This is a genomic window from Olegusella sp., from assembly GCF_057238325.1.
Genome location: NZ_DBHHGF010000004.1, coordinates 64,848 through 90,509, shown reverse-complemented (window position 1 = coordinate 90,509; position 25,662 = coordinate 64,848). Strand labels below are relative to the sequence as shown.

Sequence of the window (25,662 nt, the reverse complement as noted above, 5' to 3'; positions counted from 1 at the left end):
AGTTCTGAACTTACTGAATATCAGATTGAACAAAGGAATTATTCCCAGAAAGGATTTACTATGGCATCTAAAGGACAGCGTATCAATCCATATTCTGTCAGTTTTTCAAAATCATCCACCGTCGACGAGTTTTCTACTACGTACTTTCGAGTAGAACTCCGTCGAGGAACATATGGTGGAGCGGTGTGGCTTTGGATTCGATCAACAGTTCGCAAGGGCAGCAATTATCAATGGGGATCTACTGTTAAGCTCTCTACCCCATTTGGAACTGTCTCAAAGCTTCCCTACGGATCTGGAAGCAATTGGGATGTTAATGCTCGCCGTTGCTCCCCAGCGATCTGTATAGGCAATCCAACATCAAGCTTTAGAGTTACTTATTCTGGAGCTGCCTCTGGTAGCACTGCTACAAAGACCGTACAAGTCGCTTAGTTTCTCATATAATCATCAGCCCTAGCTAAGGCAGCTTGGACCTTAGCTAAGTGCTCTTCATCCCATGTAATGTTTTCAAATGGATAATCAGTATTGATAGTATCAATATGAGCAATATTCTCATTATAAAACTGCTGGGTATATCCATCCGCCTTTACGAGAATTTGAATCCATGTCCCAATCTCACCATTTGCCAATAAAGCGTCATCAATAGAGGGGCTGTTAGTCAAAAAGGCACGATAGCCCTCATCAAACAAATCATCTGCCGGACATTTAATCAGAATTACCCACCAATCTTCATTATTTTGGGAACCTGTTCCAATATGTACCTGCACAGAAGAGGTGATTTTTCCAAAATTTCTAGTAGCTGCTCGAAGTAGAGAATCGCGTAACGGCTCACATTTCATCTGCGATAGAAGAGTCTGATCAACACTCGAGAAGAGCGTTTCTTGTGTAATTTTCTTTGATTCAGCGCTACTATGAGCGGAATCCTGAGGCTTTATATTGGTAGATGCTGAACCTTCAAATGTGGAGTCCGCAGCAGAAGAACCCGCAGGTACAGACTCTGATCCTTTAGAAATTGATTTTTTTGGCACAGTGATAGCACTGCAACCACATGAGCACAGAGAGATAACAAGACAGAAAAATACAAGTAGTAGCCTCATATCTACCCCATTCAGACTCAAAACTTGCTTGAATTTCAGTCATTTTACAACGGTTAAGCACTATAGAACCACGCTGTATGAAAGCATCCATGCATCTTTCCAACTTCACCTTCCCTCGCAAGCGGTTTATAATGCACCCCCCATTCTTCGGCGGTTTGGTACGCTTTTGAACCGTCTGCATAAAGGGGGATGCAACGGGTTCATAAAGCATCCGCAGCAAAAAAGCTTGCTTCAGGCGTGGGGACCTTTCGATAATCTACTATTCAGCGGGCCCTCTTTACTGCACAGCAGAGAGTAAAAGATTCTGGCACAATGAGAGGACTCGGCTGGAGGAGTGTGCATGTCTATTAATTATCAACAGGTTCACTTTGCGGCTGCCTATGGCACTGCTGCGCAATTACCCGAATCTACTCGCCCAGAAGTCTCTTTTGCAGGACGCTCCAATGTGGGCAAGTCATCACTCATGAATCGACTTTTTAATCGTCGCGGCTTGGTCAAGGTTTCGTCCAAACCAGGAAAGACAACCACCATCAACTTCTTTCCCACTGATATGGTCGATTTTGTCGATTTACCTGGTTATGGCTTTGCAAAAGTCAGCGCGAGTGAACGCCAGCGCTGGAGCGAGCTAATGAATGGGTATTTTGAACAGCCTCGCCAGCATGCTTTGGTAGTATGTCTTATCGATATCCGTCACGATGCAAGTCCTCTTGACGTTCAAATGGTTAACTACCTTGCCGACCATCAGCTTCCCATGGCAATTGTTTTGACCAAAGCAGACAAGCTGAGCAAACAAAAACAGGTCAAGCAAACACGCACGCTTTGTGCCCAGCTCAAAGCCCCTGGGGATACTCCTGTATTGATTTGCTCGTCAGAGACAGGACAGGGCATTGAGGACCTACGTACTCTTATCAGCGATTTTGTATCCGCTTTGGCATAACCATGCGTGATTGTGATGTCTTGGTCATAGGCGCAGGCATTGCAGGCACTACCGCTGCCCTTGCTGCCGCCAAAACTGGTGCACGTGTCATACTAGCAAGCACGGCTAGCATCTTTTCTGGTTCAAGCTTTTTTGGTGGCACGTGGGGCCTTGGGCTCATCAGCCCCCAAGACATATCAGATGAAGCAGAACTCGCACAGACAATACTAGCCGTTGGACGCGGAGTGGCAGTGCCTACCCTGGTCACGCAATTTGTCAAAGGCATCAAGCCTGCAATTCAACAGCTTGAATCTCGTGGAGTTCACCTGCGTCATGCCAAAGCTGCCGAGCAGCAAGAATTCATTCCCTGCTTTGACCACAAGCAACGCAGTTGGTATGGCCTTGGTCGCAGCGCATATCGTAAAGCAATTGCAGATGCCCTTGAAATTCAACAGGTGGTGCAGCTCCCCTACCATGAGCTACTCGACCTGCTAGAAGACGACTATGGCATTTGTGGAGCTCTGCTTTATGACTCCACCCATGATGGATTAAGGCAGATCAAAGCGGGTGCAGTCGTACTTGCAACAGGCGGTTTTGGTGGACTTTTTGGTCGTACTTTAACTATGCCTGATGTACTGGGCACTGCTCAGGCCATTGCTCTAAAACATGGAGCCGCACTTATCAACGCAGAATTCATCCAGATTATGCCAGGGCTTTTGAGTCCCAAAAAAGGGATCATTTTTAATGAGAAAAGCTTCCGTTTTGCTTGTCTAGAGAGATTTGAGAAGCAAAACTTACCTGATCTTATGACAGCTCGCGCAGGCCATGGACCCTTCTCGGCAAGCCTGCCTGACCATCTTGTTGATCTTGCTATCACAGGCCAGGCCGGTGGAGCAAAACTAAGTTATACGTTACCTGATGTACTTCCCGAATTTATGCAGACATATGCATACTGGTTTTACAACAGCTTTAACTGCAGTCCCTTTGAAAACGTACGCATTGCCCCCTATGCTCATGCCACAAACGGAGGCATTTATATTGACAACTCAGCTTCCTGTGACGTACCTGGACTTTTTGCCTGCGGAGAAGCAACGGGTGGTATGCATGGAGCAGACCGAATAGGAGGTCTTTCCAGCGCCAACTGCCTCGTCTTTGGCGAAATTGCGGGTCAGGCTGCAGCAGCATACGCACAAAACCATACGACAAAAATGCAAAACATAGCTTTGCCCACAAAGGCCACCAGCATTACAGATTGCCAACACGCACTCAAACAAATTCGCAGCATTATGGATACAAACTGCTTGCTGGGGCGAGAGAGTAGAACGCTTACCTACGCTCAGCAGCAATTATCTCATATCCAAAGTCAGCTATCTCAACACTCCACACCATGCTCAGATCCTCGAAGCATCGCTTTTACAACGCGCGCTACACACGCTTGTCTCAGCGCACGAGCTCTTGTTGCAGCAATGCTTGCGCGTCCTGAAAGCCGCGGATCGCATTTCCGACATGACTTCCCCACGGCAAATTCCGCCTGTGCTCAACCTCATACTCTCACCCTTCACAACGAAGAATTTGACATCGCACCGGTTATTTTTTAGGACTTTTTGTTTGTTGCTCGTCGCATACCTATGGATTCCCACCGTAAGTCCTATCTGAGGGTAGGAATGACCATGAAACGCTGTACCATTCCTGCACAACAAGACAAAGTACGTGCATCACTTTGCGCGTCAACTTCGCAGGAGGCATGTATGCCCGAAAACATTCGTAAGGTCAACGTAATCGGCCACCTTCACCCAGATACGGACAGCATCTGCTCTGCCATTTCTTACGCTTATCTCAAAAATCACACGGGAGAGCATATCTATGAGCCTCGTCGCGCAGGCACCATCAACCGTGAGACTGCTTTTGTTCTTAATCATTTTGGATTCAAGGAGCCAGAACTCATCACCACAGTCACTCCCCAGATTAAAGATATTCAAATTCAAAAATCTGAGGGCATCGATGCCGATATGAGTCTGTTTAGCGCTTGGAACAAGATGCGCGATACCAAAGTTGATACGCTCTGCATTACCGACGAAAACAACGACTTACAAGGCATCATTGCGATCAAAGATATCGCTAATGCCAATATGGATATCTTTGATAACAGTGTTCTTTCTGCGGCACACACCAAGTATCGCAATGTTGTTGAAACCCTCAAGGGTGAAATGGTACTCGGTGATCCCGAAGCCCGTATTGAACGTGGCGCCGTAACTGTAGGCACCACCCCCGAGCTGATGGAAAACTCCGTCCACGAGGGTGATATTGTTTTGGTCACCAATCGTTTTGAGACCCAGCTATTTGCTGTTGAATCCAATGTCAGCTGCATGGTAGTGTGCGCTGGCGCACGTATTTCTGGCGTAGTAAAAAAATCTGCCGAGGAAAAAGGTATCGCTGTCATTACCACACCATATGACACCTTTGCTGCTTCTCGTCTTATCACGATGTCGTTGCCTGTACGCGACCGTATGCTCACCGACGGTATCCTGCGTTTCTCAGTAGATACCTCTGTAGATGAAGCACGCAAGGTTATCGCCCAGTCTCGCCACCGTTTCTTCCCCGTGTTGGATGAAAACGGCCATTATGCTGGCGTTGTCTCGGTACCCAATCTGCTGTCAGTCAACCGCAAGCATGTCATTTTGGTCGATCATAACGAGCGCGCTCAGGCTGTCGATGGTCTTGAAGAAGCCATCATTATGGAAATCATCGACCACCACCGCATTGGCACTATCGAGACCTCTCAGCCTGCCTACTTCCGCAATGAACCCGTGGGCTGCACCTGCACTATTCTCTATAGCATCTACCAAGAACTAGGTGTCGAGATTCCCAAGAATATCGCTGGATTGATGATGTCAGCAATTCTATCTGACACCTTAATGTTCCGCTCCCCCACCTGCACCCAGCGTGACCGTGTTGCGGGCAAGGCATTAGCTGCTATCTGTGGTGAAGATATAGAGCCTTACGCAGATGCTATGTTTGATGCAGGTGCCGACGTCAGTGGTCGTACTGCCGAGGAGGTCTTTAACTCAGACTTCAAGATCTTTAGTCGTGGTCAAGCAAAGTTTGGCGTGGGCCAAGGCTCGTACATGACTGCCAATAGTCGCAAGGCTGCTGAGGCTCTTGTGGGTCCCTACCTTAAAGAAGCCGCTGCTGCCAACGACATCCCCATGGTCTTCTACATGTTTACCGATGTAAAAAGCCAAACTACCGAATTGCTGTACTACGGTGTTGGCGCCGATGATATTGCTCGTCGCGCCTTTGGTGTCGAGCCCGTTGATGGAATCTTTACTCTGCCTGGCATAGTGAGCCGCAAAAAGCAGATGATTCCACCTATCATGGCAGCTTTCCAGAATCTTGAGGAAGCCGACTAAGCAAGGACGTACACATGCATGCGCTTCACCTACGTCTCCCCAAGGGTTTTGTCCTTGAGGAACGACTCGCCCGCTATGCGGACGCAATCGAAACTTCTCCTTCCCAGCTTGCAGGCCTGTGGGCAACAGCCTGCAAGCCTCTTGATGGGAGTCCGAGCTCTGCTTTTCGCGAAGTTCATCTAGATTTAGGTTGTGGCAAAGGAGCCTTTCTTGTCGAAGCTGCTCGCCGCAATCCTAATGTACTCTTTCTTGGCATCGACAATGAGCCCGTATGCATCGCCTATGCTGCTCAGGCAATTTGTGAAGCAGAGCTTAAAAACGCTGTACTCATCCCTGGTACTGCTGAGCACCTAGAAGATTTTTTTGCACCAGCTGAACTGGACCGTATCTACATCAACTTTCCAACTCCCCACCCCAAACGACGTCATGCCAAACTACGTCTCACACATGTAGCTCAACTCGCTGCGCTGAGGCGCTTTCTTGCACCAGAAGCCAAAATAGTCTTTAAGACCGATAGCACACCGCTTTGGCTTTACTCTCGTCCACAGTTTGAAATGGCTGGCTATGACATTTGCTGGATAAGTGATGATGTACGCCGAGATCATCCAGGAGATCCCGAAACTGGATATGAACAAAGACTCACCGCACAAGGGGCTCAGGTTCATGGGATTTGTGCTGTAGCCAACCCCAAACATATTCCTAGTGCAGATGAGCTCGTGCTTGCCGAAAAAGCTGTCTCGCAAAGCTTGGTAGATTATCTTCCCGATGACCTCAATACCATGAACTACGTACCCCACGGTATGGAGGCCACCGTCATCAATCTACGTAATCTCAAGGCCAAGCAGCAGCACTAAAAGACGCCTTGCTTTTAGGAGACATCCTGTATTGCACGAAGCATCCGAAATGCCTGCACTGTAGCCGCCACGTCATGTACACGCGCCACAGCTGCTCCATGTGCCACAGCATAACAAGCTCCAGCAATCGACCCAAAAACTCGCTCGTCCGCCTTGGCAACGCCAGTAATCTCGCCCACAAAACGTTTGCGCGAGACTGCCACCATCAAAGACCAGCCCAATTCTGAGAGCTGACGGGTCGCACGGAGCAAAGACAAATTATGGTCTGTTGTCTTACCAAAACCGGGGCCAGGATCAATACAAATACGCTCGTGAGCAATACCTACCTCTTCGAGCATCTGGGCTTGTTCACAGAGATAACGTGAAATATCCCTTACAACATCCTCATATTGGGGAGCCAACTGCATGCCCTTTGGCTCGCCCAACATATGCATCACTACAAGACCTGCATCACAGCCTCTTGCAACCTCTACCATATTGGGATCGCGAAAACCTGATACGTCATTGATAATAGACGCCCCAGCTTCCACACAGGCACGCGCAACCTCGGCATGACGAGTATCAACCGACACCACAATATTTCGTACTATAAGTTCTTGTACCACGGGCAGCACGCGTGAAAGCTCCTCTGAAGGCACCACCTCATCCGATCCAGGGCGCGTCGACTCTCCACCCACATCAATGATGTCTGCGCCCTGCTCAATCATGAGCTGCGCTGCTTCGACCGCCTGCGTTACTGATGTAAAACGCCCGCCATCGGAAAAAGAGTCAGGAGTAACATTGAGGATGCCCATAACAAGAGGATATGAGAGCTCAAGTTGATACTGCCCACACTGCCAGTATTTAGGTTTTTCTGGATGCAATCCTTCTCTGGTCATGAATTACCCCCTTGGTGTCACAGTCATATTGCAGTATGAGGATACTAGCTTGTGAGCTGCAACACCAAGTCTCAATTCAGGCGGCTATGGCAAGTCAGTTGAACAAGCAGCTTCGGACTCAGGATAGGCCACTACCTCTACAGTCCCCCGATAACGACCCCGAGTGCCAATCAAATCACGAGCGCATGACAGATAGCTCTGCGCGCAGTTTTTCTTTGCATCAGGACCTTCAAAGCGATATTGACTCATCTCAGTTACGCAAACATGCTCATCTTTGCGTAGACCTCGATCATGAAGAGGTATACCACCCACCATGCGCCACTCACCATCGATATGTGCAATCCTCAAACCTAATAATCCATCTTCCCAGTTTTCATTACGTGCCACCAATCCATTGTGCAGATGAAAAAGCTGTTTGCTTTCGCTATCCGCTAACAGTGCAGTCCCATGCTCCTCGTCCTGTGCAATTACCCAAAACTGGGAGAAAAACTGCGAATGTTCTACTTGCTTCAGTTGATCAGCTGCCAGACATCGCCCGGCGCCATTGCATGCATCCATATAGTGATAAAGCGGATTATGTCCATCAGGCGCTACATAGTCAAAAACAAGCCATTCGGTAAACATCATCTGCACTAGCTGGATATCACTCTCACATGGCATCATCAAATGCATGGCATAAGGATCGACCTCTCGCACAAAACGCTCCTGTGCCTCATGAAAACTCTCAGGATGACAGCGCTCCCAAAAATACCCAACTTCACCCACATCGTAGGCATCGTCAAAGACATATCCCTCATCTACTACAAGCATTTTCTCTCCTAACACTTGCCTGCCATACAAGCAAGCCTAGAAGCATATGAGCAGTTCAGAGCCCAAAATTTGAATTTGCCTTGTCTTAAACTGACGGTCAGCTGACCTTAAACTACAGGGGCTTGACCAGCAGCTTTCTTTGTTACTCTTTCAAAAAGACTGTGCGCTCAACAATAGCTGCCAAGTTTTATCCAAGCGTTCCTTTGCGCTTTGCATAAGTTGCGCCATCGCTACGCTAGGATAGAAAGAGCACAAGCAGTACTATCACCAAGCAGCGCTTTTATTTATATAGGCATTTACAGGGAGTTTTATGGTACACAGCGCAACAGAGCCTTTTTCTCAAAACAGTTCAGGAAGCAACACAAACTCTCATGCAATGGATACCTTCTCTGAAACCTCGAATACATGGATAAACGATGGTGAGAGTCAGCTGCCAGCTTCGGGGCAGCTCCCCCTCTACGACGAGGATATGGCACCCGAAGATGCTCTTGACGAGTTTTTGAACTGGGTAGAGTCACGTGATATCGAGCTTTGGCCCCACCAAGAAGAAGCTCTGCTTGGTCTTGCTGCAGACAATCATGTGATTTTGGGCACCCCTACAGGTTCAGGAAAATCCTTAGTAGCCCTTGGCATGCTGTACCTTGCACTCTGCGCTGGCAAGGTAGCCTACTACACCGCCCCTATAAAGGCGCTCGTTAACGAGAAATTTTTTAGCCTCGTTGATCTGCTTGGTCGCGACAATGTCGGCATGATAACGGGTGACACCCATATCAATTCTGATGCACCAGTTATTTGTTGTACCCAAGAAATTGTTGCCAATCTAGCCCTCCGCGAGGGTGAGCAGAGCGATGTTGCGGCTGTAGCAATGGATGAGTTCCACTACTATGCTGACCCTGACCGAGGTTGGGCATGGCAGGTACCTCTACTCACTCTACCTCACACTCAGTTTTTGCTCATGAGCGCCACCTTGGGTGACATCAACCAGATTGCTTCCTCACTTGAAGAGCATACAAATAGAAACGTTGACTTGGTACTTGACGCACAGCGTCCTGTTCCTTTGCACTATCGTTATGCCCTCACACCTCTAGAAGCAACTGTCGAACTCGCTATCAAAAATAACGAAACACCACTCTATATTGTCCATAGCTCCCAAGATGCAGCCCTCAAAACAGCGCAAGCGCTCTCAAGCTTTGGCGTGTCGGACAAAGCTCAGCGTGAGGCGATCAGCCGTGCTTCCAAAGATACCCGCTTTAGCACAGCATTTGGCAAAACACTTAAGCGCCTACTCTCTTCAGGAGTTGGCGTACATCATGCAGGAATGCTTCCGCGATATCGCTTGCTCGTAGAAAAGCTTGCCCAGAGGGGTCTTTTGCCTGTCATTTGCGGTACTGATACGCTCGGTGTAGGAATCAACGTACCCATTCACACTGTCGTAATGACTTCGCTTACCAAGTTTGATGGCAATCGTATGCGCCGTCTTAAAAGCCGTGAATTTCACCAAATTGCTGGTCGTGCAGGTCGATCGGGTTTTGATACCGAGGGCCTCGTCATTGCAGAGGCACCCGAGCACGAAATTGAAAACGCCAAAGCACTCGCAAAGGCAGGTGACGATCCCAAAGCACGTCGTCGCGTCAAAAAGAAGCGTCCACCTGAGGGCTTTGTAGCTTGGAACGAACAAACCCTTAACCAGCTTGTAGAGTCTATTCCCGAAACGCTTACACCGCACCTACACGTCACACACTCCATGGTGCTTGCTGAAGTTATGCAGGGTGGAGATGCCATGGCGCGCATGCGCAAACTCATCGCTGATTCTGCTCAGACAGACGAGCAAAAACAACGTCTCAATAATCGTGTTGATGAAGTTATGGCAACACTCATTGATGCTGAGGTGGTATTGTGCGCCAAGCAACCCGATGGTAGTACCAACTATTCCACAATGGTGGAACTACCTGACGATTTTGCTCTTGATCAGCCACTCTCACCTTTTTTGCTTGCAGCACTTGAGCTGCTTGACCCAGAAAGTGAGAGTTATACCTATGACCTCATTTCCATGGTTGAATCTACACTCGAAAATCCTTGGCAGATTCTGCGTGTACAGGAACGACGCGCCCGTGACGAAGCAATGGCAGCTATGCGTGCAGAGGGTATTGAATACGACGAGCGCATAGAGCGCATAGCTGAGGTGAGCTACCCCAAACCCCTCGCCGATCTGCTTTACCGCGCTTTTGATACCTACTGCAAAGAAGTTCCTTGGGCCCGTGACTTTGAATTACATCCTAAGTCCGTACTCCGCGACATGCTCGAAACAGCAAACGACTTTAGAAGCTATGTCTCAGGCTTTGGCATGAGCAGATCCGAAGGTACACTGCTGCGTTACCTCTCCGAAGCATATCGTGCACTTTCACGCACGGTACCCCCCGATAAGCTCAACGACCAACTGAGAGAAATCATCGATTGGCTGGGCTTTACCGTACGTACCGTAGACTCTAGCCTAGTTGACGAGTGGGAATCTTCTGGCATAAGCGGTGAAGAACAGCTCCCACCTGTGGCAAAAGATGTTGTTGTCCGTGACCGCCGCGCTATTACGCTACTTGTCCGCAATGCACTCTGGCAGCGTGTACGCCTGCTCGCCGCACGCGATATTCAAGCATTAGGCGCCATTGATATCGATTGGGGCTGGGGAGAACGTCGTTGGCGTGAATGCTCCGATGCCTTCTTTGAGCAGCACGGCTATATCAAACTAGACGGTGATGCGCGTTCCACACAATTCTTCTCCATCGACGAACAAGATGAGAAGAGCGAATATCGTTGGCAAGTTACTCAAATCATTAGCGATTCAGATGATGACCGTGATTTCCAAATCAAAGCCGATGTTTTGCTTGATGAGACACAAGAAAACGGCGAAGTAGTCTTTGACAACTACCGCGCCGGGTTCTATGAAGATCTTGATTGATGGAACTACTACTTGATCTAGAGCATTCTTAAAACGCCACGCACGAGACGCTCAAAGTTAGCTGCATATTTGCCCGCCTGCAAAAGCACACTTTCGTGTGTTGAAGTGCCATCCCCTGCAGCGTTTGCCGCCAAGGTAAGACCCAAAACATTCATCTCCAGAGCGCGAGCCATAATAACCTCACAGGTTGTTGACATACCCACATAAGACACGCCTAACGTGCGCAGCGCAGCCACTTCAGCCTTGGTCTCAAAACAGGGACCGAGCACACCAGCAAAAACACCTTCCTCAACGGCAATACCTGCATCATCAGCGACGCCACGAGCAAGGGTACGCAGATAAGGACTATAGGCATCAGTCATATCCACAAAAGGTGTATCGATATTACGAATCTCATCCCATTCAGCCAAAGGACTACGTGCCGTCAGATTAATCTGATCGGACAGGATGCCTAAGCCCACATGGTCCTTGCCTTCAACTGCACCAGTTGCACAAGCAAAAATAATATCTCGTGCACCCAAATGATGAGCATGACGGACCAATGAGGTAACCTCAGCGGTAGAATACCCCTGATACAGGTGGATACGACCGGGATATACAATGACTGGCACTCCATCAATTGTGCCAATGGTTGCTTCAAAACTATGGCCTTCAATAGGTCGCGCGTCCACAGGGAAACCTTCAATATCGTGATAATCAATGCGACGCACAGGCTTAACCAGCTCTGCAATATGACCCAAGCCAGTCCCAAGAATAATAGCTACGGGGTGCTCAACAGACGGTTTGCAACTCTCAACAACCTCTTCGCTTACCACACACATCCCCTCCTCCTGGAGCAGTCGAGCAAAGATACCCGTACCCTCCTGTAATACTCCTGAATATGTACCATCGTAAACGTACGAGACACCGCATGTGGGACTTTTCTCTTTAAGAACCGCGAGCGGTGCTCCAAAGTGCTTTGCTTGCTCTAAACAGAGATTAGCACCACGGTAAAAAGCCTCTGTCACCTCGCGCCCGTCTTTGAAAAATACCCTGCCATCTTGAATTTCTGCGGGTGGTCGGGGTACGGGAAGACCTGCCTCACACTCGGGGCAAACCCCTAGTGCTTCGGCTTTTTCACATAGTTTTGAGACAGCAAAGCAGGGCTTTGCTCCACCGTCATAACGGCAGGCAAAACCCTGCAAACATTTGCTCACTATGACACGCATAGTGTTTACTTCCTTAGCTGGCGAGCGTGCTCAAAGAAAGCGTTGCTTTAGCAAAAAGACTATTGAAGAACTTCTGATAAGTCTGGGTAATCTCTTGGCTCTTGGTTGAATACTCAGTCATTGCAGTCTTGTAGGCAATGGTTGCAACCTCATAGGTGGCAGTTTTGCCATCAAAATCATAGTTGGCGAGAGCCGCGGCATAACTACCCGCCTCATCCTTCCAGCTATTCTTCTTGGAATCCCATTGATCACCCGCGAGCTTAATGACGTACTTGGCATAATCTTCGGTAGCCTTGTCTTTGTTGTCATCAGAAGGCTTAGTAGGAGCGCTAGGTGCCGTAGGAGCAGTCAAACCTGTTGCCTTTTCGCGCAGCTTGGTAGTCATAGCCTGCTGACGAATCAGCTTCTTGAGGACATCAACATCAACCTTATAGTTTTTGGCAAGCGTCTCGTAGTCGGCACTACCTAATTGCTGAGTAGTGTATTCATCGAGTTCTTTATCAGAAATCTTGATTCCTTGATTTTCTGCCTCTTGCAACACAATCTGAGTGCGTGCAGCAGCAAGTACTCCATCAGCAGAGGGCAATGTGTAGCTACCATCTTTTTGTTTTGCACTATCAAGGTTACCCGAAAGCTCCAATACATCTTTAACGGTAATGTTGGAGGTCTTTCCGTCATAGGTATACATCGCCATTACGGTATCAAGTTTGTCAGCGGCAATTGTAGTCTTGTCACCAAGGTTTTTAATTGATGCAACGCTTGTATTGCTGGTAAGCACAAACTTGCCAATCAATAAGCCCACAACAAGGCAGACCACAGCGATAAGTGGCCACATAATGCGCTTAAAACCAGAGAACATCTGAGAATTTCCTGCCATCTAAACCTCCTGCAAAACCAATGCTGTCATAGTGTAAATTTCGCGCTGACCGACAAGGTCTGCAATTTCATCTTTGCGGTAATAAGCAGCATTGCATCTCATATCGACAGCCTGCAAAACGAAAAAAATGATACTACTCACCGTTGGAATCTGCTGCATCGGACAAAGCTTTAAGGATATCTCCCGAAAAAGCCTTGATATAGCCATGTCCATGTTCAGCATCAAAACTCACACGCTCAATCAACGCAGCACGAGTCTCATCAGATAGAGAGCCTTGTGCAAAGAGCAACAAGCTTGCCAACATGTCGCGATACTCGGGGTCACCATGATAGCATTGCACAGCTTCATCCAACAGACGCCAGACTGCGTTGGACCTCTCAGGGGTAGTTGCACCAAAACATGAAAGGAATCTAAATGCAGACTCACGCACCGAAGAAGAACTCTCATCAAAAAGGGCAGCCTCAGCACCATCACAACCATCCGCTACCAAGTCAGCACGCTCGGCGGCGATGCAAGAAAGCGCATCGAGCACCTCCCAACGGGTCTGAGCTTCAGGACGATAGAGAGCCTCCACCAACTGAGGTACGATGTCATAAATGCGCTCGGGTGTATCATGTGCAACGGCGGCGAGCGCATGGGCCGCTTCTTGGCGTGCCCTACGGCGAACGCCGCCCAGCTCTTCCACACAGGAGGCAAGCATTTCATCGCTCAGAGTTGTTTGCTGTTCAGTCATAGTTCGCTTCCTCTCATATGCCTTTACGGCAGTCATTACTCTTTAAATCCATCTACGACAACAGTGCCGCTCTTTTCATCCTGATGTGTCTCAAGGAAACCAAGCTTGGATGCCTCGCGCAAAAGATTGGTAAAGGAATGATAACCGTAGGTACGCTCCGAAAACTGCGGGCGCTTGCGACGCATCGTTTGCTTGATAAGACTAGCGAGAGCAGGACTATCATTCTCACGCTGGAGTGCATCAATGGTCTCAAAAAGTAACTGATAGCACTCGTGTTTGTCCTTGGAAACCTTGCTACGAAAATCAGGGATGCCCGTATCACTGACAATGTCTTCGTAAAAGATAAATTCATCGCAGTTTTCGGAAAGCAGTGGACTCGTTGACTCCTTCATACCCACCGCTACAACTGTTTTGCCAAATTCCTTGAGCTTGGCTACCAGCGGAGAGAAGTCAGAGTCTCCCGATAAAATGGCAAACGTATTGATGTGATCCTTGGTAAGACACATCTCTACTGCATCAACAGACAAGCGAATATCTGCCGAATTCTTACCCGTATAGGCACGGTCAGGAATCTCAATTAGCTCAATACCCAGCTCATGCAAGGGTGTAATTGCATCGTCAAAGCGCTGCCAATCACAGTAGGCACGCTTAGAAACAATGCGGCCTTTCTCAACCAAACGCTCGAGAATTTTTTTAACATCGGGACGAGGCCCCGGCTCTTGGTGGCCATTACGCTTGCGTTTACCTGTACCTAATGCCAAATTTTCATAGTCAATGAGCACCGCCATGGAGCGTTGTGCTTCATTCTCACTCATAAACAAATCCATTCTATCTGCTACTTGTTTGCAGCAGCCTTAGTCCTCGTGGTGATGATCACAGTTGCAGTTGTGATCGTGACCATGGTTGTGGCAATGCTCATGGTCATGATGACCATGGTTGTGGCCACAATCACACTCTTCATCTTCATCCTGCTCTGCTTCCAAAATAGACCAGTCAAGACCAGCTGCTTCGCCCGTTTCTTGGTCGGCATATAGCAGAGTCAGAGCTTGGGTCCCCATACGAGAGCCACCCACCTGACAAAGCAGGTCATAGAGGGTAAACGCCGTCTCCGTACCAGGAAGCGTGATGCCCAAATCCTGCGCAGATGCCAAAGCAAGGTTCAGGTCTTTGTGCAGATGCTCTGCTAAAAAGCCTGGCTTATAGTTGCCCGCAAGTGACTTGGGAGCCAAGCGAGTCATCGCAACTGATCCACCCATGCCATCAGAAATCATCTGTAGGGTTTGCTGAACATCAAGATCTGCCTGCTCGGCCAAAGCCATAGCGTCGGCATAACCCATCATGCAAGAAGCAAGCGATACTTGATTGGCAAGTTTTGCAAGTTGACCCTTACCTGCGGCACCAAAGTAGTACTGCTTGGCAGAAAAAGTTTGAAGAAGAGGAAGTACAGGAGCTACCGTAGGCTCGTCAGCACCAATGATAAGTGTTAGCGTACCCGCCTCAGCACCTTCTTGTCCACCAGTTACAGGACAATCAAAGGCATGTCTACCCGAAACTTCAGCCGCATCGTGAATATCGCGTGCAAGCTCGGGCGAGCTGGTTGTAAGGTCAATGAGATAGGCGCCCTTTTTGGAACTTGCGAGGATACCTGCCGTTGCCAGATATACATCCTCAACATCAGTGGGATAGCCCAACATAGTAAAGACCACATCAGCATTCTGGGCAGCATCGGCAATGGAGCTTGCCTCATGAGCACCTGCTGCTGCCAGAGCTGCCATCTTGTCCTTACTGCGATTAAACACCGTAAGGTCATAGCCCGCATCTAGAATATGTTTTGCAATGGGCGCACCCATGATGCCCGTACCGATAAAGGCAACCCGAGATTTAGCGTGTATTTGAGCATGCTGATCGTGCATCTATTCCTCCATTGAATACTGCGCTGTATAGACAAAAATTTTCTGTCCACAAGACACGAATCCCTGTTAGGGTTCCCTTTTTGCGCAGTTTCTATTCTTCTTCATATAAAACGCCAGGCACACAAGCTATTCTACTTTTCGTCGGTCCCCCGCTTGCGCACGCGACGTGCAATACGGTCAGTCAGCGATAGTTTCTCTCTACGGTCAACACCCCAAAAACAAAGCGCTACCATACCAGGACCCACATGAGAACCTAACACGGGAGAAACCGAGCTACGAATAACTGCGACATCTTCGCAACCCTTTTCTTTGCGAACCTGAGCTTCAATCCAGTCCGCATCTTTGTCGGCATCGGCCGAGACAATGCCCAGCGGTAATGAAGAGTCGTGGGCATAGTTATCACGAAAGTCTTGCAGAATGGCACGCAGAGCTTTTTTGCGACCACGGCACACGCCACGCAGTGTGAGGGAACCATTGGTATCGTAAGAAAGCTCGGGCTTCATATCTAACTTTCCGCCCAACTGAGCTGCTGCGGGCGGAATGCGTCCACCCAAACCCAACCAATGCAGACTATCAAGAGTGAAGTAACCATGCACAAAATAGCGTGCATCCTGTGCCCATGCATAGAGCTCCTCAGCAGTAAGCCCCAAAGAAGCTTGACGCACGACTTCAATAGCCAAAAGCTCTGCTGCGGCCGAATCACAGCAGTTATCTAGCACATATAACTCAAAGTCTGGATATTTTTCGGCAATCATCTCTGCAGCTTGTCGAGCAGAGTTAATAGTTGAGGAGAGACCTTCAGACAGGCAAAGGTAGAGCGTGGGCGTGCCTTCCTTGGCAGCGTTCTCAAAAATCTCAAGGTATGTGCCTGGCGTGACTGCCTCAGTGGTAAAACGTGCTTCAGGATTTTTGCGCATGTACTCATAGAAGTCATGCGGCGTCTGTGAGGTCCAAAGATCATCCTCATGCTCACCATCAGGACCTACATAGCGGAAGTGAATCACCTCGACACCAAGCTGTTTTAAAACTTCAACGTTGTAGTCAGAGGTGGTATCTACAATGATGCGCGTCGTACGCTTTTTGTGATATGCGTTGCCAATGCGCCTTACTTCAAGAGGGGCTACAGCGGACGTGCTGCCCTCATTTTGTGGGGGAAGGGCCCCGCTGTTGGCAGCAGAGCCCTCCTGAATATCAATGTGCTGTTCGTTCTCGCGACTAAGCTCGCTCATCGTACTCCTCGATCTTTGGCTTGATAATGCCGTAACCACCATTGTGGCGGTGGTAGATGACATTTATAAGACCGGTCGTTGCGTTCTCAAAAACAAAGAAATCGTGGCCGAGTAAATCGGTCTGCACCAGTGCCTGTTCCTCAGTCATAGGCCTAAGGTCAACATACTTCTCACGTACAAGCTGATCGTCGTCCTCACTTGGCTCAATCAAATCTGCCAAATCCTCTACAGAGGTAGGCAGAGGACGAGGCATAGCATGACCTGCATGCTGGTGGCGATCGACCACACGAGTCTTATAACGACGCAGCTGACGAGCTACTTTGTCAGCAGCTTCATCAATTGCCGCATACATATCCTGGGCCTCAGCAACAACACGTACGACAGTATCACGAACAAAAACCGTAACCTCGCAGGCACGACGCTCAGGGTTAGAGCGATTTTTGTCCACACGCAGTACAACATCGCAGGTCATAGGCTGAATATCAAACACTTTGAGGGCACCACCAATTTTTTCCTCAACGGCATCGCGCATGGCGTCCGTGACGCTAACCTTGCGTCCCGAAATTTTAATATCCACCATCGGCGCCTCCTTGCTGTAGTCCTATAAAACGAGGGCTCAAAAGCTCTGCCCTATTGCTTTGATACCCTCTCTTACCCAAAGCATCACCAACAATCCGCCCAGCGGCTACTCTTGGGGCGTGACTGTTTCTTCGCCACTTTCACCTTCATTTGTGCTATAGGTGGTCTCCTCACCACCTATAGCTTCAGTATTGGTCTCAGCAGCGTCAGCATTTCCACCTTCGTTATAGTCGTTATACGTGTTGTAATTGCCGTAGTCGCTGTAATCAACATAGCTGCCATAACCAGAATTAGCAAAGCCCTCAGAATCACCTGTATTTGCAGGCGCTGTTGCTGTACCTGCATTGGTGGCCACTTCAGGAGCATCATCTTTCTTCTCGGTAATTTTGATGCCGCCTATCTGCGTCTCAGCACTCAGGCCTGCAAATTTACCCAACCACCTCGTGCGCAAGATAGTATCAACACCATTGGATTTAAGGGTCTCAAGAGCACGTCCTATTTCAGTAATGAGACCCTTGTTAGAAGAAAGCACAGCGATACCGCGATTTACAGGAGCTATCAGGCTACCGGCAAAGTGAATATCCTTGTACTGATTGGCAAGAAAAGCACCAGCATAGGCATCACAAAGCACATATTCAACTTCACCGACATCAAGAGCATCAAAAGCTTCATTGAGGTTGCTATAAGATTTTTGATTCATCTTGAGATCGGTACGACTAAGAGTTGCCTCAGAAGACTTACCTGCCACCAAACCACAACTCTTACCCGACAACTCTTTTTTATCGAGCACGCGCTCATCGCCGCGATAAAAGAAAGAAGGTGCTGCTTCATTGGTTTGGCCAACAATACTGCATTTCTTGACATCATCCTTTGAAACACCCAGCACAATATCAACAGTATTGGCACAGGCAGAATCAATATCGTTCACATTCACAAAGCGCACATCCAAGCCCAGCTCATCGGCTAGTGCCTCGCCCAACTCGATGCCGTAACCCTTAACAGCGTCGCCACCCAGAGTCGAAAGTACAAAAGGTGCCGAAGTTAGATTGGTGTTGATGCCGATTGTGAGTACGCCAGTCTCACGAATAGTAGGCTCCGCCAAATCAGAGCCACTGCGTTTGAGAGAAGCAAGGCCATCAGCGATACTTCCCTGCTTTGTTGTTGAGGAAGTGATATGAGACAAGTCTGGTAGCTCAAAGGGAAGTTTAAAAGGAAGTTTGGCTTTGCAGCCCATCAAGCAACTCGTAATAAGTACGGTACAAACAAGGCCAGTGAGCTGCTTTTTTGTACTTCGCCCCATACACTATCCTCTCAAAGCCACTATGAGCTTACCAAAAATCACAGTCTTCCCAGCTGACCTGGTATTTGACCCCACACTCGCGCACAGGAGTCTTCGCTTCGGGCGACGCGGTGCCCCCACTACAAACTCTCTCGCCCGCGAGATGGAATATCTCTAGTAGGACGGGCGGTGCGGCTTACCTCTAGGACGAGCCATGCTCGCTCGGATCGCGATCCGAACTTACGTGGATCCTTTTGACCTCGTCTGTCATGGACTAAGACGCACAGGCTATAGCCCTTTGCGTCCGCAACCACAGACCTGGAAAGACAATACGTATTATACCAGCTGCTTACCTTTGCCTACCATGCGCGCGCAAGAGAACAGGCAGTGACCGATTGAGCACCACGTCCAAGCAGCACACGCGTACTTTCACGCAGGGTAGCACCCGTTGTAATAACATCATCTACCAACAACAGACGTGCATCAGCTACATCATCTATCACCTCCACTGAACCTTCTAAGTTGCGCAGGCGACCCTGTCTATCCAGTTCACGCTGGTCGCGACCCTCATGGCGTAGCAATACGTCATACACAGGCAGACCCAGTAAAGTTGCAAGCATCTGCGAAATAAGTTCCATATGGTCAAAACCGCGACGCATAAAAGCCAAAGGTGAGGCAGGTACAAAACAGATTCCATCTAACTCCTGAGAGTCATAACGTGCACAACCATCTGCTGCCGCCCAGCTTGCCGCTTCATCAAGGGCTGTAGCCATCAAAGCTGCAATAATAGGAGCCAAACGCAACTCGTGAGAGTCTTTAAGTGTGGTTACAAGCAAAGCACCGCTACCTGAAAACTCTAGTGCCGAGATAGTCGCACGAGCTTCCCAGTGATAGGGCGCAAGACCTCCATCTGTATCAGAGTTTTCCCGCACACGTCTTTCACGCAGGGCTTCTGCTCCGCAGTTTGTACAGGTTAGCCAGCCATGTGGAGTGCCACAGATGGGACAGGCATAGCGTTGTTGTATCCACTTGAGCTTCTGACGACAATCACCACAAAGCAGCTGACCTGGCATATCACAGACGATGCAGCGAGTAGGCCACATCAACTCGATGAGATGGTCAAGTAAATGAGGTTCTAGATTATATGGCTGATTTTCTTGATATGAACTCAAGGCAGGGCAACTCCCCTCGCGCACAAGCAGTACACGAGGAAGACCAGTGCTTGGGATATACCCAGTCCCTAGAGCATCAATACCTAAAAGTTAAAGCGTAAGTCCAAAGAAATCGTGAGCGTTATGCCAAAAGTTGCGATACGTTTCTTCGCGAGAAGAAATGCCCGCAAACTCGCGTTGCTCGGCCAAAAAATCAATTGTCAAAGCCGCCATTGCAGGCTCACATTCCATACCACGCAAAGGAGTTGGCGCCATATAAGGACAATCAGTCTCAGACAGCAGTAGCTCATCTGGGCAGGCAAAAAACGCCGCTCGGATATCATCGGAACGCTTAAAAGTAGCAGCGCCACCAAAGGCAATATGGCAGCCCAATTCAACAAAAGGCTTCATAATTTCAGGACCGCTCGTAAAACAGTGCAGATCGCATCCTGCCTGTGGCACGCCCTCTTTACGAAGCAATTGAAGCGCTAGGTCATGACCCAAACTATCGTTTTCTCCATCGCGCAGGTGCAACTCAACAGGAAGGTTGTGTTCATGCGCCATGCGTAGTTGCTGACGAAAAGTCTCAATTTGTACATCTGCAGACAACTCATGATAGGGGCCAAAATCAAGACCAATTTCGCCCATACCTAGGCAGTATGGATTGGCCAGCAGCATATCCAAACGCTCATGAGTAGATGCGTCATCAAGCCAAATCTGAGCACCATAGGGGTGAATACCTGCAATGAAATAAAGTTTATCAAGCAAATCTTTATCATCGCTTGTCGCAATACCTATCTCTGCCAGCTGCTCCAACATCGCATGTGCATGTTCTCTGATTTCATCCCACCAATTAAGAAAAGCAGGAACATCTTTTACATCCTCTGTGGGATCAAGCGGCACCACCAAAAGCCTCAGTCCTGCAAGAGCTGCGCGCACCAAAGCATCTACAGGATCTGCTTGTCTAAAGACCGTAAGGTGACCGTGAGTATCCGCCAACGCAGCCAAAGGCTGAGGCAAATTTATTACACGTTTCTTTTTGTCACGTAGACACCAATACTCAGCACTAAGCTGTTCTTGACTAAGCTCTGCATTCATCGCTATGACTCCAAGGCTCGAGCAAGCTGTATGAAGTCCTCAACAGCAAGCATTTCTGCACGACACGTTGCCTGAATATTTGCCTGTTTGAATGCAGTATCAAGGGCTGCTTTGTCAAAGCCACTTGCGGCCATGGAATTTCTAATAGTTTTACGCCGCTGCGCAAAGGCGGCATCAATAACTTGAGACACAAAGACAGGGTCATAGTCTTGCTCGAGCGGTCGCCTATCAATACGCACAACCGCTGACTCAACATGTGGCGCTGGCATAAAGCAAGCATGACTCACTTCAAAACGTCCGGTTACCTGAGCATAAAGTCCAAGCTTTGCTGTATACGCACCATAATTTTTGTTGCCAGGTACCGCTGCAATACGATCTGCTACTTCCGCCTGTACCATTACGACTACCCGTTTGATAGAAGGAAGTTCACTCAACACCTTGAGTATCAAAGTTGCCGCTACTTGATATGGCAAATTGGAAACCAGCTGAGTCGGCTGCACCTCACCCAGACCTGTAGGTAACACTTTAAGCGCATCGCCCCAAAGAATCTCTAGGTGATCAGAGGCTTGGGCACAAGTCTCGGCGAGTACAGCCTCTAGCGTGTGATCTGCTTCAACTGCAATGACTTTTTCTGCGCGAGGCAAAAGCGCACAGGTAAGCGTACCCATACCAGACCCCACTTCGAGTACCGTATCTGCTTTGCTGAGCTCTGCTAGCTGCAAAATACGACGCACAACAGAATCATCAACTAAGAAGTTCTGTCCCAAACGATGCTTTGCAACAAGACCATGACGCTCCAGAGCGGCATGAGTCGCACGAGGATTGGCAAGAGGAGAGGCAACTACAGACGACAGGGGCGGTTGCTTGGTCTCAGTCGTCACGCCTGCTCTCCCCTCTTTTGGTTGGACAAATTTATATTTGCTGCTACTTCTGGACAACCACTTCTACTTGATACTACTTATTTAGCTGCCAAACGTGGGAAGAGCGCTTCACCTTTCTCCACTGCAACACCAGAAGGTAACTGACCCCAATTGCAAACAGCAACCAAATCGTCAGTCTCAGCTTCATCACCGAGGGAAAGGCGACGCAAAACCTCAGAGGAGGTCTCGGGCATGAAGGGTGCAAGTAAATGAGCAGAAATGCGAATTGCCTCAAGTAGACCACCAATGACAAAGGACAGCTCGTCCAGCTGAGCCACACCATTCTCATCTGGCTTTGCCAAAGCCCAAGGCTTGGAGTCCTCAATGTAATGATTTGCAGCACCCACTAGAGCCATGACCTCATCAATTGAATCAGGATATGCCATAACGTCCATCTTTGCGGCATAGCGCTCATAAATACCTGCAGCTACCCGTGTCAAAGGACTCTCGCGTTGCGCCCAGTCCTCGGGAAGCGCAGGCGTCTTGCCATCAAAATACTTAACGGACATATTAAGTGCACGAGACACAAGATTGCCCCAGCTATTAGCCAAATCAGCGTTATAGACCTGCTCCATGCGAGCAAAAGAAATAGCGCCGTCCTCGCCAGGCTTGCAATCGCGCATAAAGTAATAGCGGTAGCCCTCAATACCCAACAGGTCAATAACCTCCTGAGGCGCAATAGCATTGCCGCGAGACTTGCTCATCTTTTCGCCTTGGCCAGTTTCTTCATTGCGGACCATCAAGAAGCCATGAGCAAAGACATGCTCGGGCAGAGCTTCACCGATAGCCATCAGCATGGCAGGCCAAATAACACAGTGGAAACGGATGATATCCTTACCAACCACGTGATACTGAGCAGGCCAACGGCGCGCAAGATTTGCTGCGGCAGCTTCACCTGGCTGACCATAACCCACTGCCGTCATGTAGTTAAGTAGCGCATCAAACCAGACATACGTCACATGCTTCTCATCAAAGGGGAGCTTGATACCCCAGTCAAAACTCGTGCGACTGACGGAAAGATCCTGCAGGCCACCCTCAACAAAGGTACGAACTTCCTTCATGCGGAAGGCAGGCATCACAAAGTCAGGATGCTCATCATAAAAAGCAAGGAGGCGATCCTGGAAAGCAGAGAGTTTAAAGAACCAGCTTTCCTCTTGCACACGCTGTAGGGGACGTCCACAGTCGGGGCAAAGATGCTGACCTTCGGTGTGATTTTCCTCGTCAGAGTGGCGCACTTGAGTCTCGGTGAAGTACGTCTCCTCGGGAACGCAGTACCAGCCATCATAGCTGCCCTTATAGATGTAGCCCGACTCCAGCATGCGCTCCCAGAGGTACTGCACCGCGCGCTCCTGACGGGGCTCGGTAGTACGAATGAAGTCATCGTTGGAAATCTCAAGAGTCTTCCAAATATCCGTAAAGGCAGGAGCTAGCGAATCACACCACTCTTGAGGAGTCATCTTGTGTTCAGCGGCCGTAGTCTCAACCTTTTCGCCATGCTCATCAAGACCCGTGAGGAACTTGACATCATAGCCAGCAGCACGGCGATAACGGGCCTGCACATCACTCAAGATAGTGCAGTACGCGGTACCTAGGTGTGGAGCGGCGTTGACATAATAGATAGGGGTGGTGATATAGAAAGACGGCTTGTTCAAATTGTCTGCCATGAAAAATGTCTCCCGCTAAAAGTCTGCGAATGATGCAACTCATTATTCTAACTCAAGCCCCATTTGTTCTCCTCATAGAAAAAGGCTCCAAACAGACTGGAAGCAGTTTAGTTGTCAGAGAGCTCCAAAATGCGAGAGTAGGCATCAGATTTTGGGAGACCATATTGTTTGGCAAGACGCTTAGCAAGAACAGTTTTTGCTTCTCCAGCGGCAAGTCCTGCTTGTGCCGCTTCTTCAAAACTGACAGCTTGCCCCTGAGTTTGTGAGAGAAGCAGAGCAATCTGGCGCAATTCGTCTGCAGAAGGTGGCGCAATCACAATGACACACTCGCCTTTGAGCACATTGCCCGCAGCTTCTCGCTGCACAAGTTCATCTACCAACTCGCTTGCTGGCCCACGCAAAACTTCTTCATGCAACTTAGTCAACTCGCGCACCAAAGCTACCAAACGTCGAGGAAAAGACTGAGCAATCACAGTCAAGGTGTCTACCACACGGCGTGGCGACTCATAGAGTACCAATGCCCCCGGCACTACCGAAAGTTCGGTCAAACGCTCGTGCTGAGCTCTTGCTTTCCGCGGCAAAAAGCCTTCAAAGAAGAAGTGCTCCATGGGTAGGCCTGATGCCACCAAAGCGCACGTAACCGCTGATGGTCCAGGAATAACTTCCACGCAAAGGTTTTGCTCAAGTGCAGCGTCTACCAAACGAACACCAGGATCGGATACTCCAGGCATACCTGCATCAGATACAAAAGCAACACGCTGACCTGCAGCAATACGTGCAAGCGTAGGCTCAATACGACTCGCTAGCACATTGTCATCGGCGCGCTCAAGAGGTACATGCAGGCCTAAATGTGACATCAACTTGCCAGTAACGCGGGTGTCTTCACAGAGCACCACATCAGCAGAACTCAAAGTCTGCTTTACACGTGGTGAAATATCACCAAGGTTACCAATAGGTGTACCAACTAAAGAAAGGACACCCTCCCCCTGGGCTGCAGCTGCATGAGAATGTGCAATAGCCATTAGTCGAGCATCCGCCTCTCAAAGGTCGCCAAAGCCACACGAGCATCCCAGCCTATCAGCCTACTTGTCGTCTTCCAAGTCTGGAAGAACCACGCAGGACAGTCGCGAAAAGCATTAATTTGTTCGGCTATAAAGACACGCTCAAGTGCAATGCGACCTTCAGGTGTCATCAGAGAATCTGGGAAAGGCAAAGAACCAGACCATTTACCTACCATCATGGGCAGACGACCACGTCCTGTAGCTTTAAGCGCTGCGCGAGAACTTGCCACGAGTTTGCGCACGCCTACAGGACCTGTAGCATCCACCTTATCTTCGTAATGGTAAAGATGAGCATCAAGCCAAACATTTTTGTATTGACGCTGTCCCATAAACGAACGCCAAGAGTGATGTAAATCTGCGTCGGGCAAAACTACAACGACATCCTCGCCCGCTTCCTTACGAATAAGCTCGTACGCATCACGATAATAGGTACGCAAGATGTGCATAGGCACGCCGTCGCTTAAGACCAAGCCATGACGTACCTGAGCTAGAGGCTCATCTGCTACTTCAATACCAGCAAAACCATCACGCAACGCATAACGGCGAGCCAAAGTAGCAATTACTTGCAAAGCACTTTGGCGATAATCGATAAAACGCGCCCGACCGTGTACAAGACCATCATCATCCGTCTCGCGACCAGGATTGATATCTAACACAAGCAGCAATTTGAGTCCAACATCTTCTGCCCACTCAAGCGCATTATCGACCTGCTGGATACATCCCACATAAGGACCAGTCTCGGGACCATCATCACCTAACACATACCATGGCACGGTTAGACGCACCGCATTAAACCCGCGACCAGCAATCTGTACAAAATCTGCCTGAGAGATAAAAGTCTCACGATGATGGCGCACAATCTCCTGATAGCGCTCCACACCCACCGCACGAATCAGTGAAGGCTCATCAAGGGCACCGGAATCCGCAAAAAGACCAGGGGTCACCCATGATTCAAGCGTGAGCCAGCCAGTAAGGTTCACACCATGTAGAGCCCGCCTGTCCATTACTTGCTCCTCTGTTCAAAATTTTGCTCGC

General features: G+C 49.1%; 24 protein-coding genes. 6 read left to right on the top strand and 18 right to left on the bottom strand.

Annotated features, from left to right (window positions below):
- The first annotated feature begins 60 nt into the window (after positions 1 to 60).
- Positions 61 to 429, top strand: a complete 369-nt coding sequence (locus ACO5JD_RS04645; protein WP_484987995.1) for a hypothetical protein — start codon at positions 61 to 63, stop codon at positions 427 to 429.
- On the opposite strand, the gene ACO5JD_RS04640 is transcribed toward ACO5JD_RS04645, so the two are convergent.
- Positions 426 to 1,094 carry a hypothetical protein gene (locus ACO5JD_RS04640; RefSeq protein WP_484987993.1) on the bottom strand — a complete coding sequence of 223 codons (669 nt, stop codon included), beginning with the start codon at positions 1,092 to 1,094 and terminating at the stop codon, positions 426 to 428. The two genes, ACO5JD_RS04645 and ACO5JD_RS04640, sit on opposite strands and share 4 nt — an antisense overlap.
- Positions 1,095 to 1,434: 340 nt before the next feature.
- On the opposite strand from ACO5JD_RS04640, the gene yihA reads away from it, so the two are divergent.
- From yihA to trmB, 4 genes are all read left to right on the top strand, one after another.
- Positions 1,435 to 2,031 (top strand): ribosome biogenesis GTP-binding protein YihA/YsxC, encoded by a 597-nt coding sequence (gene yihA / locus ACO5JD_RS04635; RefSeq protein WP_484987991.1) that lies wholly within the window; start codon positions 1,435 to 1,437, stop codon positions 2,029 to 2,031.
- 2 nt (positions 2,032 to 2,033) lie between these two features.
- The gene (locus ACO5JD_RS04630; RefSeq protein WP_484987989.1) at positions 2,034 to 3,608 is read left to right on the top strand and encodes an FAD-dependent oxidoreductase; all 1,575 of its coding nucleotides are present in this window, start codon (positions 2,034 to 2,036) and stop codon (positions 3,606 to 3,608) included.
- Between the two features lie 150 nt (positions 3,609 to 3,758).
- Positions 3,759 to 5,420 carry a putative manganese-dependent inorganic diphosphatase gene (locus ACO5JD_RS04625; RefSeq protein WP_021625575.1) on the top strand — a complete coding sequence of 554 codons (1,662 nt, stop codon included), beginning with the start codon at positions 3,759 to 3,761 and terminating at the stop codon, positions 5,418 to 5,420.
- Between the two features lie 14 nt (positions 5,421 to 5,434).
- Positions 5,435 to 6,274 carry a tRNA (guanosine(46)-N7)-methyltransferase TrmB gene (trmB, locus tag ACO5JD_RS04620; protein WP_484987987.1) on the top strand — a complete coding sequence of 280 codons (840 nt, stop codon included), beginning with the start codon at positions 5,435 to 5,437 and terminating at the stop codon, positions 6,272 to 6,274.
- Between the two features lie 14 nt (positions 6,275 to 6,288).
- Here the strand turns inward: trmB and folP are convergent, their stop codons facing one another.
- Positions 6,289 to 7,152: a dihydropteroate synthase gene (gene folP / locus ACO5JD_RS04615; protein ID WP_484987985.1), complete on the bottom strand. Its 864-nt coding sequence runs from the start codon at positions 7,150 to 7,152 to the stop codon at positions 6,289 to 6,291.
- A gap of 84 nt (positions 7,153 to 7,236) precedes the next feature.
- Positions 7,237 to 7,962, bottom strand: coding sequence for a hypothetical protein (locus tag ACO5JD_RS04610; protein WP_484987983.1), 726 nt, complete (start codon positions 7,960 to 7,962; stop codon positions 7,237 to 7,239).
- A gap of 310 nt (positions 7,963 to 8,272) precedes the next feature.
- Between ACO5JD_RS04610 and ACO5JD_RS04605 the strand changes: the two genes are divergently transcribed.
- Positions 8,273 to 10,915: a DEAD/DEAH box helicase gene (locus tag ACO5JD_RS04605; protein ID WP_484987981.1), complete on the top strand. Its 2,643-nt coding sequence runs from the start codon at positions 8,273 to 8,275 to the stop codon at positions 10,913 to 10,915.
- A 17-nt stretch (positions 10,916 to 10,932) separates the two neighbouring features.
- Here the strand turns inward: ACO5JD_RS04605 and ACO5JD_RS04600 are convergent, their stop codons facing one another.
- From ACO5JD_RS04600 to ACO5JD_RS04530, 15 genes are all read right to left on the bottom strand, one after another.
- Positions 10,933 to 12,123 carry a purine-nucleoside phosphorylase gene (locus ACO5JD_RS04600; protein WP_484987979.1) on the bottom strand — a complete coding sequence of 397 codons (1,191 nt, stop codon included), beginning with the start codon at positions 12,121 to 12,123 and terminating at the stop codon, positions 10,933 to 10,935.
- Positions 12,124 to 12,136: 13 nt separating this feature from the next.
- Positions 12,137 to 13,000 (bottom strand): hypothetical protein, encoded by an 864-nt coding sequence (locus ACO5JD_RS04595; RefSeq protein ID WP_484987977.1) that lies wholly within the window; start codon positions 12,998 to 13,000, stop codon positions 12,137 to 12,139.
- The gene (locus ACO5JD_RS04590; RefSeq protein WP_021625582.1) at positions 13,001 to 13,141 is read right to left on the bottom strand and encodes a hypothetical protein; all 141 of its coding nucleotides are present in this window, start codon (positions 13,139 to 13,141) and stop codon (positions 13,001 to 13,003) included.
- Complete coding sequence (locus ACO5JD_RS04585; protein ID WP_035438251.1) at positions 13,134 to 13,733, bottom strand: hypothetical protein; 600 nt, start codon at positions 13,731 to 13,733, stop codon at positions 13,134 to 13,136. Before ACO5JD_RS04585 ends, ACO5JD_RS04590 begins: the two co-directional genes overlap by 8 nt.
- Before the next feature lie 35 nt (positions 13,734 to 13,768).
- Positions 13,769 to 14,548 carry an NYN domain-containing protein gene (locus tag ACO5JD_RS04580; protein WP_035438260.1) on the bottom strand — a complete coding sequence of 260 codons (780 nt, stop codon included), beginning with the start codon at positions 14,546 to 14,548 and terminating at the stop codon, positions 13,769 to 13,771.
- A gap of 39 nt (positions 14,549 to 14,587) precedes the next feature.
- Entirely contained in the window at positions 14,588 to 15,646 is a 1,059-nt protein-coding gene (locus ACO5JD_RS04575; protein WP_484987975.1) for an NAD(P)-dependent oxidoreductase, read from the bottom strand.
- Positions 15,647 to 15,777: 131 nt separating this feature from the next.
- On the bottom strand, positions 15,778 to 16,875 hold the full coding sequence (locus ACO5JD_RS04570; protein WP_484987973.1) for a DegV family protein: 1,098 nt from the start codon (positions 16,873 to 16,875) through the stop codon (positions 15,778 to 15,780).
- Complete coding sequence (gene hpf, locus ACO5JD_RS04565) at positions 16,862 to 17,455, bottom strand: ribosome hibernation-promoting factor, HPF/YfiA family (protein WP_484987971.1); 594 nt, start codon at positions 17,453 to 17,455, stop codon at positions 16,862 to 16,864. The genes ACO5JD_RS04570 and hpf overlap by 14 nt, the downstream gene beginning before the upstream one ends.
- A 105-nt stretch (positions 17,456 to 17,560) precedes the next feature.
- Positions 17,561 to 18,754 (bottom strand): substrate-binding periplasmic protein, encoded by a 1,194-nt coding sequence (locus ACO5JD_RS04560; RefSeq protein ID WP_484987969.1) that lies wholly within the window; start codon positions 18,752 to 18,754, stop codon positions 17,561 to 17,563.
- Between the two features lie 338 nt (positions 18,755 to 19,092).
- The gene (locus ACO5JD_RS04555) at positions 19,093 to 19,905 is read right to left on the bottom strand and encodes a ComF family protein (protein WP_484987967.1); all 813 of its coding nucleotides are present in this window, start codon (positions 19,903 to 19,905) and stop codon (positions 19,093 to 19,095) included.
- Between the two features lie 90 nt (positions 19,906 to 19,995).
- Positions 19,996 to 20,982, bottom strand: a complete 987-nt coding sequence (locus ACO5JD_RS04550) for a TatD family hydrolase (protein ID WP_484987965.1) — start codon at positions 20,980 to 20,982, stop codon at positions 19,996 to 19,998.
- Positions 20,983 to 20,984: 2 nt separating this feature from the next.
- A complete protein-coding gene (gene rsmA / locus ACO5JD_RS04545) occupies positions 20,985 to 21,863 on the bottom strand; it encodes a 16S rRNA (adenine(1518)-N(6)/adenine(1519)-N(6))-dimethyltransferase RsmA (protein WP_484987963.1) in 879 nt (292 codons plus the stop codon).
- Positions 21,864 to 21,940: 77 nt separating this feature from the next.
- Positions 21,941 to 23,566, bottom strand: a complete 1,626-nt coding sequence (gene metG, locus ACO5JD_RS04540) for a methionine--tRNA ligase (RefSeq protein WP_484987961.1) — start codon at positions 23,564 to 23,566, stop codon at positions 21,941 to 21,943.
- A 107-nt stretch (positions 23,567 to 23,673) separates the two neighbouring features.
- Complete coding sequence (gene rsmI, locus ACO5JD_RS04535; RefSeq protein WP_021625595.1) at positions 23,674 to 24,588, bottom strand: 16S rRNA (cytidine(1402)-2'-O)-methyltransferase; 915 nt, start codon at positions 24,586 to 24,588, stop codon at positions 23,674 to 23,676.
- Positions 24,588 to 25,631: a glycoside hydrolase family 5 protein gene (locus ACO5JD_RS04530; RefSeq protein WP_484987959.1), complete on the bottom strand. Its 1,044-nt coding sequence runs from the start codon at positions 25,629 to 25,631 to the stop codon at positions 24,588 to 24,590. The genes rsmI and ACO5JD_RS04530 overlap by 1 nt, the downstream gene beginning before the upstream one ends.
- Positions 25,632 to 25,662: the final 31 nt, after the last annotated feature.